Below are 13,473 nucleotides of genomic sequence, written 5' to 3' on the forward strand. Positions count from 1 at the left end.
TTTAGTAGCGTCGAGCACCACCGCCACCACCGCCGCCGCCTTTCCGATTGCCCCAACCGCCTTCAGAAGACCCTCTGGGTTCACGAGGTTTGGCTTTATTGACCTTCATGTCACGGCCCATCCACTCGGCTCCATCTAAAGCTTCGATGGCGGCAGTTTCTTCTTCCTCGGTTTCCATCTCAACAAAGGCAAAGCCACGAAAGCGCCCCGTTTCCCGATCTACTGGCAGCTGTACTCGCTTGACCGTGCCATACTCTGCAAAAACTTCACTGAGGTCTGCTTCCGTTGCTTCAAAGGAAAGATTGCCAACATAGATAGACATACGCATCTCTAGAATGAGGGGGCCTTGAGACTTAGATCCGGAGAGACGCTGAAAAAACGAATTACACAACCGAAGTAAATCCTATCCGTAACATTAACACACTCAACTCCAGACCCAATCACTATTAACAATTTCCTAAAGTCGCTGACGATATACTCGGGGCCAAAGGGCATGCCCCCAATGCTCCGGCTGTCAACAGCAGTTGTCAGATAATGGGCGCGTTTGAGTTGAGTACAATACGGCACTTATAAGCATGAAGGGATATTTGCTAGCTCTGGTTGACCCTGAGTTTCGCTTGGGGGCTATAAAAGTAGCTCTGGTTGTCGGCAGCCTGCTGTTTACGATCAATCATGGTCCTGCCTTGATGCAGCAAGATATGACGATTAGCCGTTGGCTGGCAGGCACGTTCACCTATGTTGTTCCCTACTGTGTCAATGTGCATGGGCAGTACGCCAGTCGTCTCCGCCGGAAACATTGCCCGATCTCTATAGAGGCTCCTTCGGAGGAGCTGCCTCTCGGGTCGGGGCGTCAGAATCGGTAGTGCTGCCTGCTGGCCGCAGCGAAAGTTTCTTTAACAGATGCGCTGCCCATTTTAATATGCTGCTAAACATAAATAACCCCGGCATTTCTGCCGGGGCGGATTACTCATAAAGGGTTAATTTAAGAAGCCTTTGGGCTTAAAACTAATGTAGCTGCTTCTAGGGCGACAGGCTGTAAACCCTCAGTGAAGCTCTATAAAGTAATCCCAAATTTGATAGTCTAGCCGGCTGAGCTATGAATGGACTTCTGAGTAGCTACCGACTTCACCGCGACCCAAGGGGTTGCTGCCGCTTTTTCCTCTTCCTTCTCACCAAACAGCTTGCTTAAGAAGCCCATGATCTAAAGTGCCAATCCCTGGGGGCATTTACCCGCAACGGTAGCGCAGTTGGCAGAAAACGTTGGCAATTCTCTGAATTAAACGACTGCCACTGCAAGGTCGTTGGCTTGCTCGAAGAACGTAAAGGTCTAATAAGGAAGCGCCCTTGTCAGAAAAACGTCTGCTTAGCCTGCCCGGTTACCAGTTTCTCTAGACTAGAAGCAGGCATGACTCAGGTTTTTGCTGTGACTTTGGTCTGCTCATAGCGGCAGCTGTTGTTGATCTGGGCCTGTTAGCTTTGTTTCCTAAAGCCAACATACGGAGCTTCGATTCAACCAATTGCTACAGGGGAAGAACAGGCCAGAACCCAAGCTAGCAATATTGGAGCAGCTTTAGTCAAAAGGAAGTCGGAAGGGAATGGATGGCAGATCAAGCTCCCTGAGCCAGCGCTGGATTTTCCTCGGCCAGCATATTAGCTGTTAGGGGCTGCAGGTTATAGCCTACAACTGGAATACCTTGGCAAAAAATGCCTAGCTTGGAGCGCATTTCAAAAGCGGGCTTGCGGCTCTGCTGCCATTCTTTTTCGGTGTAGAGCTTATAGCCCTGGGAGCCGGTCACTAGCTGGACCGGCGTTTGCCGAGAGCGGGAGACGAGTAGATGAGTGGGTTGGAACATTTTCTAAGGGCTGCCTGAAACAGCGAAGGTTGTTTATCTATAAAACTCTTTTTTTAAAGGGAGGAAAATGAGGAGAACCGAGAGATAGCCTTCGGTTCCCCGAATGAGTAATTCTTCTTCTATCTCGCGATAGAGGGCTTTAATCATCATTTTGCTGCCCTTTTTCTTCTTCAACCAGGCGATCTAGCTCCAGCTGCATGAGCCGGGTTACTCGGTGGTAGCACTCATCAACATAGGCTTTGTCGTGGGCAGCTGCATCGCCATAGCGATCGAAAAAGATGGGGCGGCAGATGCGGGTATGTAGCTGCACTGGCAGAGGAATGTTGGGCAAAGGGCCTAGCGCCAAACCCCAAGGCAAGCCCAAGTAGATTGGCCAGGTGCCCGGATCGATGCCCCAAGGCCAGGGTATACCCCGATGGTGCAGCCGCTGAAGAACGGGATAGACATCGGCCAGAATAAACAGGGTGGAGTGGGCCCCGTAGGAGATTAGCGGCACTATCGGTACGGCTTCTTGCAGGGCCAGCTTGATGAAGCCCTGATGCCCCCCAAAATGAATCTTGTGTCGCAGCGCGTGGGGTCGAAACACATCCTTCAAGCCGCCGGGGTAAATAAGCAGGCTAGCATTTTGCCGTAGGGCTGCTAGGGCTGTTTGAGGGTGCGCTCGCAGGGCCCCCACTTGGGTAGCCAGACGGGCCAAAGCAGGCCAAACCCGCCACATTCTAGATTCCATTTGGGCATAGATGGGCCGCTCTGTCCCAAAGTGTCTAAACCAGTCGTAGGCCATCATGACAGTATCGGGCGCAGCCCATCCGCCGTTGTGCGAACCAATAAGAAGGACTTTGCCCTCGGCCGGAATGTGTTCCCAGCCATCGGTCTTGACTCGGAAGTAATGGCGATATACGCCCCCAAAAAAGGGCAGCAGTTTTTCGATCACGTGGGGGTCTCGATCCTCTAGAGACCAGCCGGTCAACGTATTGTTTGGGGTAGCAGCGGCTTTGAGGTACTGCGATACCAGAAAAGCAGCAGAGTCTGAAAAAGTCTCTGGAGGCGGCATTGGGTAGTGGCGTGGTTGAGACAAGAAAGCCTGCTTTTTGGGAAACCAAAGGTCTCCTGTATTTTATGGAACTGCCAGGGTGGCTACAACGATAGCACTCAGGAGTTTGGTAGAACTGATGTTTACGGCTTGGGGAAGAGGCTAATGGACCTCGCCTCTAGGCTAAATTTGGCTCCCAATTAGCACCCTCAACATCTCTATCTATGGAAAATTTTGGCTCTCTCTTTGGAGAGATCACGCTGTGGGTCGCAGGTTGTTAGAATTTCATAATTTTTTCGGGAACATAAAGCCTCTGTTGTGCAGTCATACCCCTCGGCACTCACCAAGGAGGATGCTTATGACTCTCTACTTAATTCCAGCTACGCTTGTTTTTGCGATCGCACTGCGAACCCTAATGCGAGATGTAACCGCGTCCAAAGCCGATGTGGAAACCTGGATCTGCTTTACTGTGGCGGCGCTGCTCTGGCCGCTAACGCTGCCCGCTATTCTCTACAAGAAGTATTTTGCCAACTTGACTGGCCCGACTAACCTCTTACCGGCTCAGCCCAAGCGAGTAAATGCCCTATAGCCCTTAACTCCAAATCAAATATTGTTAAATTTAGCGGCTACAAATCGCTAAAAACCCTGACGCTGCATAGGTTGAGCTTGGCTTAAAACTTCAACTAAGTGCCTCTCAACGCCATTTTCATAAAGTGCCCTGACTGAAATAGCCAGGGCACTTTGCGTTCGATCTAGCCGATGTGCTTCTACCGGTTCACTTGATTGGCACTACAAACGTTGCCCTAAGCGCAGGAGAATGCACCTAGGGCAGGAGTGCCGTTCAATTTTGGTAAGCGCCTAAAGCTTTAGCTTGAGGAATGGGTCGGCGGAAATACTCGATAAAGTGATGGACCGTATAAGGGTCAGACCACTCTAGCTGAGCCCGCTGCTCTAGAATAATCAGCGTATCTTTTTCACTCATAGAGGGACGCCAGGCTTTGCGATTGCGGCAAGACACCCAAGCATTCAGCACTTGAAAGATTTTAGCCAGCTTGTCCTGCGGCACAGACCGCCGATAATACTGGTCTAAGATGATAGCAACCTCAGAGAGACCAGCTTCCTTGGCTAGCTGAGCGCTCTCCTGAAACCAGGTATTTAAGTGAGTCTGCACCTGCTTATGATTTTGAAACTCCTGCTCAAGCACAATAGGGTTTAAAAAAACGGCCCCTAAATTCTTGAAGTAGGCCGCTAAAAATAAAGTCTTTTTCTCTCGATCACTGAGGCCCGCTAAAGTTCCGTAAGCCAAGCAAAGGTCTGCCAGTGTAACAGACTCTTGGGCTAACCAGCTACTTTTTCGACTCAGTAATCCTCGCAAGGTTTTGATGTAACTTCGAAGACTGGGATAGCTCACTTTTACTGACCTCGACGATTGGTGATGCCCCTTTTAACGATGGCTAGGCTTTTTAAAGATAAGCCTTAGTACACAGTTGGGTAGTCAAGATTTCGTGCAATCAGCAGCATCTAGCCCAGTGACTAAGGATGCCTTAAAGAGCCCTTTAGGAAAGACAGCAGCTAACCTCTAATTAATAGAATGCAACCTCCATCAAAGTCATCTAGATTTCTTCTGTCTGATGCACGCTGCACTCGATAATAGCATCCCCCAGCAGGTGGGACGCTTAACCCTTTAGCCTCTATTGCGACTTAAGGACAGCATCACCATTGATGATGTTGGCAAAACAATCTGCACTGGAATTGATCAGGACTGGCCCCTTAAGTTCCTCAATCCCGGGAGCCTTTGAAGCTCCTGCCCCCGCTTTTGAGGGCTGGGAGCCCCCGCAGCAACTCTCCAGAAAGTATTTTGCGGATGATTGACTGGACTGACAGCATCCGGCGCTACACAAACTATACAAACCAGGGGCATTTCTAACCTGATTGAAACCTCTCTAGGCAGAGTTGGCGGAAGTGGTCGCCCCGCACTTCAAAGTTGGGGTACTGATCAAAGCTGGCGCAGGCTGGGGAGAGCAACACTGTTTTGACCCGATCTTGCAGAGCCAGTTCCGCACTCCGCTCAACCGCCCGCTCCATGGTTTCTACAATTTCGTAGTCTCCAAAACCTTCCTGCTCTAGCCGCTGGGCAAAGGCGGGAGCCGCCGATCCAATCAGCAGAACTTGGGCCGCCTGCCGCTGGATAGCCCGCATCCAGGCAGTGTCGTCGCCCGCCTTGGCTTCACCACCAGCAATAAGAATGACCGGAGCAGCAACGGAGCGAAGCCCCACCTCGGCAGCATCGTAGTTAGTTGCTTTGCTGTCGTTGACAAAGTTGATGCCTTGCCAGGTGCAGATGTGCTCTAGGCGATGGGGCACGCCAGGGAAATTGGCTACGCCCTGAGCAATAGCTGCTTCATTAATCTCGGCTAGGCAGGCGGCCGTCACGGCCATTAAAAGATTTTGCAGGTTGTGCGACCCAACCATCTTTAGAGCATCAGCCCGGACGATGGGCAGCGTATCGAACTTGACCCAGCCATCTTCGATATAGGTAGTGGGCTGGAGCGGTGCAATCGCACTTCGGCCCCCCACGCTGGTCCAGTACACGTCGCCAAAAATGCGGGGCACGTGCTCTCGCAGGTAGAGGTCGTCGCCGTTAAAGATGGCGTATTCCGAGCGGTGCAGGAGCGCTGCCTTGATCTGAAAGTAGTTTTCTAGGGTCTGGTGGCGCTGCAGGTGGTCGGGAGTAAAGGTGGTCCACACGCCAATGCGGGGAGCTAGGGTGGGCGAAGCCTCGATTTGGTAGCTGCTGAGTTCTGCCACAATCCAGTCGGGCACCTGCTGCCGCAGGGCCAATTCGCAGGTAGCGTAGCCGATATTGCCGCAAGCGGGAGCATCATACCCAGCCGCCTGAAAGATGGCAGCAATCAGGGCGGTGGTGGTGGTTTTGCCGTTAGTGCCGGTGACACCCACCCAGCAGCGGTCTTCCAGGGTGCGCCAAGCCAGTTCAGTTTCGCCAATCACCTCAATACCAAGATCGCGCGCCTGATTTAGGGCTGGGGCATCCCAAGGCACACCAGGGCTAACGACCAGCAGGTTGAGCGTGTCGTCGGGGACAAAGCTGTGGCCTAACTCGACGGTGATCCCCTCTGCCTGTAGAGCTTCAATGTCCGTTACCTGCAAGGGGGCGGAGTTGCGATCGCTCAATACCACCTGCCAACCTTCCTGGTGCAGCACCCGGGCCGCTGCAATGCCAGATTTGCCAAGGCCAATCACATGGGCGTTATTCATTGCAGCAGCACCTATCCTTTGACGATTGCCCCAAAGTCTGCCAGCACCCGCGCATGATTTCGCAGCAGGCTCAGCAGATTGAGGCGGTTGCGCCGGACAGTGGCCTCTTCAGCCATCACCAAAACGCTGTCAGGCCCGTCAAAGAAACGGCTGACGACTGGGGCGGCAGCAGCCAGCCCGGTGATCAGCTTGCGGTAGTCTCGCTGGGCTTGAGCCGCCTGGGTTTGGGGCAGCAGATCTTGCAGGGCCTCGAAAAAGGCTGCCTCCGAGGGCTGCTGAAATGCCTGGGGATCGATTACGGTAGCAGCATCAAGGCTCTGGGTGTCGAGACTGCCCTGGGCAGCCAGCCGAGAGGCTCGATTGACCGTTTCATACACCTGATCGAGGGTACCGTCTTGCCGAATGCTCTGGAGGAACTGCGCCCGATCGCGCACGTCTAGCAGGTCAATCAAAGCCCGCTCAGCATAGTCGGGATCGTTGTCGCCCAGCACTGCGTTGACCAGGTCGTAGTCAATCTGGCGATCGTCCTGCAGTAGCGATCGCACCCGCGCCAGGAAGAAATCGCTGAGCTGATTTTCTAGGGTAGCAGCATCGGCAATTTGAATTGCCGGATCGGCGACAAAGTCTTGCACTACGGTCTTGAGCAGCTGGTGCAGGTTGAGGGGCAAGTTTGCTGCCCAGGTAACGTTGAGAATGGCATTGGCCGCTCGTCGCAGGGCAAAGGGATCAGACGAGCCGGTGGGCAGCATGCCCAAGCTAAAGATACTGACCAAGGTATCAATGCGATCGGCAATGCCCACGATCTGCCCGATCAGCGACTGCGGCAGATCGTCTTCAGCGCCGCGTGGCAGGTAGTGCTCAAAAATGGCGTTGGCCACCGCTTCTGGCTCTCCCGCATGCAGGGCGTATTTCTGGCCCATTACCCCCTGAAGTTCAGGAAACTCACCCACCATCTGAGTCACTAGATCAGCCTTGCACAGCAGCGCCGCCCGCTGGACTGCCTCCTGATCGCTCTGAGCAAGCTGGAGCTGATCGGCAACGTGGGCTGCGATCGCACCAATCCGCCGCACTTTGGCCCGCACAGATCCGAGCCGTTCTTCAAAGGTGACGGTTTCGAGCTTGTCAACAAAGGCCTCAAGCGGCTGGGATCTGTCGGCATCAAAGAAAAACTTGCCGTCTGAGAGCCGCGCCCGGATCACCCGTCCGTTGCCCTCGGCAATCAGGTCAGCCTTGGCCGGATCGCCGTTAGAAATGGTGACAAAGCAGGGCAGCAGGGTGTTGGCATCCGCCGCTGGCCGCACTGGGAAATAGCGCTGGTGGCTCTCCATTTCCATCATGGCCACTTCTGGGGGCAGCTCCAAAAACTCGGGATCGAACCGCCCGACGACAGCGGTAGGCCACTCCACCAAGTTCGTCACTTCATTTAATAGATCGGGCGATATCACAGCAACACCCTGGGCTGAACGGGCCGCTGCCTCGGTCTGTTCCTGAATGCGCTGTTTGCGAAGGGCCGAATCTACCTCGACAAAGGCATTTCGCAGCGTATCGACGTACTCCTGGGCATGGGTCAGAGAAATTTCGGCGGGATGAAGCACCCGGTGTCCGGCGGAGATGCGATCGCTCGTGCAGATCTCCGAGCCATTTTCTAGCGTCAGGGGCAGCACGGCATCATCGAGCAGCGTCACCAGCCATCGGATCGGCCTGGGAAAGCGCAGGTCACCATCGCCCCAGCGCATAAACCGCTTGCCCTCCAGGCCAAAAATCCACTGCGGCACCAGCTCGGTCAAAATCTCTGCCGTAGGCCGACCGTGGATCGCCTGGTTAACAAAGACAAAATCGCCCTTATCTGTCTGCCGCACCTCTAGGGCGCTAACCTCTACACCTCGCGACCGGGCAAAGCCCTCGGCAGCCTTGGTAGGTTTGCCGTCTTTAAAGGCAGCCTGGGCCGGGGGGCCTTTGACCTCTTCCTGCCGGTCGGGCTGGCGATCAGGCAACCCCTCAACTAGCAGAGCTAGCCGCCGGGGGGTACCGTAGAGCTGAATTGCGGCAGGCTCTAGAAAGTTTTCCTTGAGATCGGGGGCGATGCGCGCCTCCCACTGCCGTAGCGCCTCACTCACAAAACTGGCGGGCAGCTCTTCCGTGCCGACTTCCAGCAAAAACGTTGCCATACGTCCTTATATTTACTCTTTATGCGATCGCACCATCACCATTGAATCAGCCCCCTCTGGCTTAGCCTTTTGAGGCTCTGACCGGTCAGGCGCTTTTTTCCAATTTCAACAGTCTACCGTGACAATTGAACGGTTACGCCCAGTGTCTTTTAATCAGGCTCTCGAGCTTGCCCCTATTAGAGGCATACAACCTACCAATCTCAGCGGATCCTCGGCAGATCATTGAATTTAGCATCTGTCCCCGGTATGGTGTGAATGACTTACCGCAATGAGTAACGAGCCTTATGCAAGGTCAGCAAGTGCTTATCACAGGCGGTACTGGAGGGCTAGGGACGGCAGTTACCCGTGCGGTTTTAGAGCAGGGTGCCGCCGTTACGCTGCCGTACCGCCAAGCCCGAGACATGGAAAGGCTGCTGGCCGTCTTACCCCCAGCAGAGGCTGAGCGAGTTACCTTTAAACAGGCCGATTTGACCGATGAAGCCGCTGTCGCTGACCTGATTGGCGAAATGGCGCAGCTAGATGCGTTGATTCATCTAGTAGGCGGTTTTTCGATGGGGCCAACGGCTGAGTACAGCTATGCCGATTGGCAGGGAGCCTTTGAGCTAAACCTGCACACGACGTTTCTCCTCTGTAAACACAGCCTGAAGAAAATGCAGGCCCGCAACTACGGTCGGATCGTCACGGTTGGATCGCGAGGAGCAGTTGAACCCGTCGGTCAGCTAGCGGCCTACTGCGCCTCCAAAGCGGGGGTAGTGGCGCTCACCAAAGCAATTGCCGATGAGATGAAAGGCACCAACATCACAGCCAACATAGTGCTGCCTAGCGTGATTGATACCCCCACCAACCGCAGAGCCATGGGGGAAGAAAACGCTAGCCAGTGGGTCACCCCGGCCTCTCTGGCCCAGGTCATTTGCTTTTTGGCCTCGGCAGCGGCAAAAGATATTCGGGGGGCAGCAATTCCAGTTTATGGCAATGTCTGAAAATCCTTTTGTACGGATAAAGGCGCGAGTTGTCGTGCTGGGCTTTTTTGCGATCGCAGGCTCCCTGGCCCTGCTCTTTGGCATATTGGGCACCCTCAACGTCCTGCCGCTGCAGCCCAACGACCCGATCTTGGCCCCGGTCCTCTACATCTTGATCTTTAGCGGGCTTTGCCTATCGGTCTTGCTCTGGTCACGCCGACCGCCTTTGTCCCTGGAATACCTGCTCGGTCGCTGGCCTGCCCATTTCTCTTGGCAGGCCATGGGGCTGCTAGTGCTGGGGATGTTTTTTTTCTCTTTAGGAGCCTTTCAGCTTTCCTACCTGCTGCTCTCGTTAGTCGCACCGGGCATTGTCGAAGCCACCCTGCAGCAAACCCTGCTGCTCTCAGCCGAAGAAACCTCAACCCCAGGACTCTACAACCTGCTGATGCTGTTCTCGGCCATCGTGGTGGCTCCGATTACCGAAGAGTTTTTATTTCGCGGCATTCTGCTGCACCGCTGGGGGCTCAAGTGGGGAATTCGTCCGGCCATTGTGCTGACCTCCATCTTTTTTGGGGTACTGCACTCCAACCTGATCGGGCTGTTTGTCTTTGGGGTGATCATGTCACTGCTCTACCTGCATACCCGCTCCCTGCTAGTGCCCATCGCAGCCCATGCCTTGAATAATGCGATCGCAACCGGCCTAGAATTCCTGACCGCCCAAGCCAACCCCGAGACCAGCGTCAATACCCTGGCAGAATTTCGCGCCAGCTGGTGGCTAGGCGTCCTCTGCTTAGCCGTCTCAGCCCCCTGGCTAGTGCGCTATATCCGCCGCCAGTGGCCCCAGCCGCAGGAAGAATTGCCCTATTTCATGAATCAGAGTGAGAAAGAGTTAGGGCACTAAGAATATAGAGGCAGAGGAGCCATAGACCTTACTATTGGCTCCTAAATTCATTCCCACCCCCCATCTCCTCCACTCCCCCATCTCCCCCACCCCCCACTCCCTAACCCATCCACCCATCTACCCCCACCTCCCCCGCGTCTCCTGCTATCCTCAGTGAACAAACTCACAAAGCAAGGGCATATGTTCGGACTGGGACAGGGCGGAATGCTGCTCGGCGGGCGCTACCGGGTGGTGCGGGAGCTGGGCCGGGGCGGGTTTGGCCATACCTATCTGGCAGAAGACGCCAACCGGTTTCAGGAGATGTGTGTGCTCAAAGAGTTTGTGCCCCAGGTGGAGGGGGAAGCCGCTCTGGAGAAGGCGCAGCAGCTTTTTGCGCGCGAGGCTAACATTCTCTACCAGCTAGATCATCCTCAGATTCCTCGGTTTCGGGAGCTGTTTCGAGAAGGCGGGCGGCTCTTTCTAGTGCAGGACTACGTAGAGGGACCAACTTATCAGGAACTGCTAGAGACTCGCCGCCGCTATGCTGGGCAGTTTTCTGAAAATGAGGTCGCTATGCTGCTGCGGCAGGTATTGCCGGTACTTCAATATCTTCACAGTTTGGGGATCGTACACCGCGATATTTCCCCCGACAACCTGATCCAGCGCAACGCCGATGGACTGCCCGTGCTAATCGATTTTGGCGGGGTGAAGCAGCTGGTCGTCAACGTTCGCTATCAATTGGGGGTTGAGCAGCCCTACGCCAACGCAGACGGGCAGGTGACGCGGCTGGGCAAAGCCGGATATGCCCCAGCAGAGCAGCTAGATTCGGGCGTTGCCAATCCTAGCTCTGACCTGTACGCGCTGGGGGTTACCGTTCTGGTGCTGCTGACCAGCGAGGAGCCAGAGGCGCTTTTTGATCAGCGCAGCCAAACCTGGCAATGGCAGGAGAAAGTTAGGGTCAGCCCAGCTCTGGCCACAGTTCTCAATCGGCTGGTTGCGCCTCGGGCCAGCGATCGCTACGCCACTGCTGATCAGGTGATGGCTGATTTCCACATCGCTGCCTACGATAGCGGCAGCTGGCAGTCGTCTTTGCCCATCCGCATGCAGCCCATGACGCCGCCCCCCCCACCGCCGCTTCCCGATCCGCCTGCTCCTCGCCGCAAGTCTACGCCTCAGCCGCCTCGCGGGCCTGCCTATATCTCCTTGACCGACCCGCCCTATGCGCCTCTGCCCCAACCCACCGCGTCCTACACCCCACCGCTAATTGAAGAACCCGTCGAGCCCCGCCCACGCCCCACGCCCCGCTCCTCTTCAGGTTGCCTGCAGGCTTTGTTGGGTCTTTTGGTGCTGCTCGGAGTAGTGGGGCTGGGCTGGTGGGGGCTAACAGCCTCGGGCTGGCTGGATAATATCGCCATCCCTGGCGGTAGTGACGTTGGCGGTCCTGACATTTCTGAGGAAGAGCAGACCCGCAAACGCGCCACTACTGAACGGGCGCAGGCCTTGGGCGTCGATAATTCTTATTTGACCCAGTTAACCGATCAGCTCTTTTATGAGCGCTATCCTGACCTGCGGGGTACCCAGCTCACCAGTAGCCCAGAAGATGCCGCCTTGCGGACTGAGTGGGATGCGATCGCAAACGACATGCTCACCCTCACCGAGCAAAACCTCAGTACTGCTGCCCGTCAGCGTCTAGGTCGCTACAACTCCAGCGACCTCGATCGTTGGAGAGCCCAAGTCAATCAGCTCTATGTCAGCCGCCGCGCCCTCTATGACTTGGCCGATGCCCGCTATGGCAACCTTTTTCCCGGCCGAGTCAACGACGGCTTTGTTGAAGAACCCACCAGTCAAATCTGGTTTGCCCTAGCTCAAGATCGAGTCAACGCCCTAGAGTCAGGCCAAAAGCTCACCGAAATCAGCTTTCAGCCAGGAACCTACAGCCAGCAGATCCAGGTCAACCTCGACCCCGGCGAAGGCCAGGTCTACACCCTCAACCTAAACAGCGGCCAGCTTCTGCGCCTCAACCTCCAGCCCTCCTCCCCCGAAACCCTGCTCTCGCTCTACCTGCCCAGCCCCACAGATGAAGACCCCTACCTGCTGTCCGACTCCTCAAACACCACCTGGTCCGGCGAACTCACTCAAACCGGGTACTACGAAATTGTCGTCGTCTCCACAGCCCAGCAGCCCATCACCTACCAGCTCAACGTCGCCGTCGATACCGTCATCACCAATCCTGCCGAGCCTCCTGCTGCCTCGGCGGATAAGGATTAGGTGGGGAAAGTAGGGGAGGTGGGAAGGTGGGGGAGTAGGGGAAGGTGGGGGAGATGGGAACCCGGAGATGCGGAGACCCGGAGAATACTCAGCTTGAAAATCAACCTCACCCCATAACACTAATTAATCACGCTCTAAGCCCCATCCACCCTCCACCCATTCACCCCCTACTCCCCCACCTTCCCCTACTCCCCCACCTTCCCCTACTCCCCCACCTTCCCCTACCCCTCCCCATCTCCCCTAAATTCCGCTTAGGATCAAGGTATCCGCTTCACCCTTCCCCTCATGACCGACGTTCTTAGGTCACCCAGCACCGAATCGTCTGCTCCAGCCCAGGAGCCACGGCTTTATCAGTCTCCTATCGGTAAAAAGCTGCTCTCGGCGGTAACTGGGCTAGGACTGGCAATCTTTGTCCTGGTGCATATGCTGGGCAATTTAATTTTGTTTACTGGCAGCAATGCCTACAACCAGTACGCCCGCCACCTAGAAGACTGGGGAGTGCTGCTGTATGTCATTGAGGCTGGGCTGCTGGTATTTGTCCTGGTACATGCGGGGCTGGGCATTCAGATTTACCTGAACCGGCTCAAAGCTCGCCCGGTGCATTACCAGAAATATGCTTCTGCGGGCAGTCCCAGTCTGCAAAGCCTGAGTTCTCGCACCATGATTTTTACCGGCATTACGCTGGCGGTCTTTTTGGTGTTTCACCTGACTAGCTTTAAGTTTGGGGCCTATTACGACGCTGAGTTTGGCGGAGTTCCGGGGCGGGATTTGGCGCGGCTGGTGTTTGAGAAGTTTCACGAGCCGATGTATGCCTTTGGCTATCCGGCGGTGATGGTGCTGCTAGGCTTCCACCTACGCCACGGCATCTGGAGTGCGCTGCAGTCGCTGGGGGCCATGAGCAAGTCGATTAGGCCCCTGGTCTATGCCCTGAGTACGGTTTTAGCAGCGCTGATTGCGGCAGGATTTATTGCGCTGCCGCTGGCAATTTATTTCAACCTGTTGAGCTGAGTAGCGGCGGCGGCAAGCCCCACGGAGA

Annotated in this window: 12 protein-coding genes; 6 read left to right on the forward strand and 6 right to left on the reverse strand. The window is 55.4% G+C overall.

What is annotated here, in order from left to right; translation table 11 throughout:
* Nucleotide 1: 1 nt before the first annotated feature.
* On the reverse strand, nucleotides 2-322 hold the full coding sequence (locus tag H6G13_RS05450; RefSeq protein ID WP_190482145.1) for an RNA-binding protein: 321 nt from the start codon (nucleotides 320-322) through the stop codon (nucleotides 2-4).
* Between the two features lie 253 nt (nucleotides 323-575).
* Here H6G13_RS05450 and nrtS point away from each other — a divergent pair, with 253 nt between their 5' ends.
* A complete protein-coding gene (gene nrtS / locus H6G13_RS05455; RefSeq protein ID WP_190482146.1) occupies nucleotides 576-863 on the forward strand; it encodes a nitrate/nitrite transporter NrtS in 288 nt (95 codons plus the stop codon).
* 744 nt (nucleotides 864-1,607) lie between these two features.
* Here the strand turns inward: nrtS and H6G13_RS05460 are convergent.
* Both H6G13_RS05460 and H6G13_RS05465 read right to left on the reverse strand, forming a co-directional pair.
* Nucleotides 1,608-1,853, reverse strand: a complete 246-nt coding sequence (locus tag H6G13_RS05460) for a hypothetical protein (protein ID WP_190482147.1) — start codon at nucleotides 1,851-1,853, stop codon at nucleotides 1,608-1,610.
* 139 nt (nucleotides 1,854-1,992) lie between these two features.
* The gene (locus tag H6G13_RS05465; RefSeq protein WP_190482893.1) at nucleotides 1,993-2,907 is read right to left on the reverse strand and encodes an acyltransferase family protein; all 915 of its coding nucleotides are present in this window, start codon (nucleotides 2,905-2,907) and stop codon (nucleotides 1,993-1,995) included.
* Nucleotides 2,908-3,244: 337 nt separating this feature from the next.
* Here H6G13_RS05465 and H6G13_RS05470 point away from each other — a divergent pair, with 337 nt between their 5' ends.
* A complete protein-coding gene (locus H6G13_RS05470; protein ID WP_190482148.1) occupies nucleotides 3,245-3,475 on the forward strand; it encodes a hypothetical protein in 231 nt (76 codons plus the stop codon).
* Nucleotides 3,476-3,727: 252 nt separating this feature from the next.
* Here H6G13_RS05470 and H6G13_RS05475 read toward each other — a convergent pair whose 3' ends face one another.
* The 3 genes from H6G13_RS05475 to glyS all read right to left on the reverse strand — a co-directional run bounded on the left by H6G13_RS05475 (nucleotide 3,728) and on the right by glyS (nucleotide 8,330).
* Nucleotides 3,728-4,192: a hypothetical protein gene (locus H6G13_RS05475; protein ID WP_190482149.1), complete on the reverse strand. Its 465-nt coding sequence runs from the start codon at nucleotides 4,190-4,192 to the stop codon at nucleotides 3,728-3,730.
* Nucleotides 4,193-4,809: 617 nt separating this feature from the next.
* The gene (gene murD / locus H6G13_RS05480; protein ID WP_190482150.1) at nucleotides 4,810-6,162 is read right to left on the reverse strand and encodes a UDP-N-acetylmuramoyl-L-alanine--D-glutamate ligase; all 1,353 of its coding nucleotides are present in this window, start codon (nucleotides 6,160-6,162) and stop codon (nucleotides 4,810-4,812) included.
* An 11-nt stretch (nucleotides 6,163-6,173) separates the two neighbouring features.
* Entirely contained in the window at nucleotides 6,174-8,330 is a 2,157-nt protein-coding gene (gene glyS / locus H6G13_RS05485) for a glycine--tRNA ligase subunit beta (protein ID WP_190482151.1), read from the reverse strand.
* 284 nt (nucleotides 8,331-8,614) lie between these two features.
* Between glyS and fabG the strand changes: the two genes are divergently transcribed.
* The 4 genes from fabG to H6G13_RS05505 all read left to right on the forward strand — a co-directional run bounded on the left by fabG (nucleotide 8,615) and on the right by H6G13_RS05505 (nucleotide 13,445).
* On the forward strand, nucleotides 8,615-9,310 hold the full coding sequence (gene fabG, locus H6G13_RS05490; RefSeq protein ID WP_190482152.1) for a 3-oxoacyl-ACP reductase FabG: 696 nt from the start codon (nucleotides 8,615-8,617) through the stop codon (nucleotides 9,308-9,310).
* A complete protein-coding gene (locus H6G13_RS05495; protein ID WP_190482153.1) occupies nucleotides 9,303-10,190 on the forward strand; it encodes a type II CAAX endopeptidase family protein in 888 nt (295 codons plus the stop codon). Before fabG ends, H6G13_RS05495 begins: the two co-directional genes overlap by 8 nt.
* Before the next feature lie 180 nt (nucleotides 10,191-10,370).
* Entirely contained in the window at nucleotides 10,371-12,437 is a 2,067-nt protein-coding gene (locus H6G13_RS05500) for a serine/threonine-protein kinase (RefSeq protein WP_190482154.1), read from the forward strand.
* Between the two features lie 285 nt (nucleotides 12,438-12,722).
* Entirely contained in the window at nucleotides 12,723-13,445 is a 723-nt protein-coding gene (locus H6G13_RS05505) for a succinate dehydrogenase cytochrome b subunit (protein WP_190482155.1), read from the forward strand.
* Nucleotides 13,446-13,473 lie beyond the last annotated feature (28 nt).

Source organism: Pseudanabaena sp. FACHB-2040 (assembly GCF_014696715.1).
Lineage (GTDB): Bacteria > Cyanobacteriota > Cyanobacteriia > Phormidesmidales > Phormidesmidaceae > JACVSF01.

Excerpts from the sequence above, each read along its gene's own strand:
- H6G13_RS05450 (WP_190482145.1), bottom strand. The coding sequence starts at position 322 with ATGTCTATCTATGTTGGCAATCTTTCCTTTGAAGCAACGGAAGCAGAC.
- nrtS (WP_190482146.1), top strand. The coding sequence starts at position 576 with ATGAAGGGATATTTGCTAGCTCTGGTTGACCCTGAGTTTCGCTTGGGG.
- H6G13_RS05460 (WP_190482147.1), bottom strand. The coding sequence starts at position 1,853 with ATGTTCCAACCCACTCATCTACTCGTCTCCCGCTCTCGGCAAACGCCG.
- H6G13_RS05465 (WP_190482893.1), bottom strand. The coding sequence starts at position 2,907 with ATGCCGCCTCCAGAGACTTTTTCAGACTCTGCTGCTTTTCTGGTATCG.
- H6G13_RS05470 (WP_190482148.1), top strand. The coding sequence starts at position 3,245 with ATGACTCTCTACTTAATTCCAGCTACGCTTGTTTTTGCGATCGCACTG.
- murD (WP_190482150.1), bottom strand. The coding sequence starts at position 6,162 with ATGAATAACGCCCATGTGATTGGCCTTGGCAAATCTGGCATTGCAGCG.
- glyS (WP_190482151.1), bottom strand. The coding sequence starts at position 8,330 with ATGGCAACGTTTTTGCTGGAAGTCGGCACGGAAGAGCTGCCCGCCAGT.
- fabG (WP_190482152.1), top strand. The coding sequence starts at position 8,615 with ATGCAAGGTCAGCAAGTGCTTATCACAGGCGGTACTGGAGGGCTAGGG.
- H6G13_RS05495 (WP_190482153.1), top strand. The coding sequence starts at position 9,303 with ATGTCTGAAAATCCTTTTGTACGGATAAAGGCGCGAGTTGTCGTGCTG.
- H6G13_RS05500 (WP_190482154.1), top strand. The coding sequence starts at position 10,371 with ATGTTCGGACTGGGACAGGGCGGAATGCTGCTCGGCGGGCGCTACCGG.
- H6G13_RS05505 (WP_190482155.1), top strand. The coding sequence starts at position 12,723 with ATGACCGACGTTCTTAGGTCACCCAGCACCGAATCGTCTGCTCCAGCC.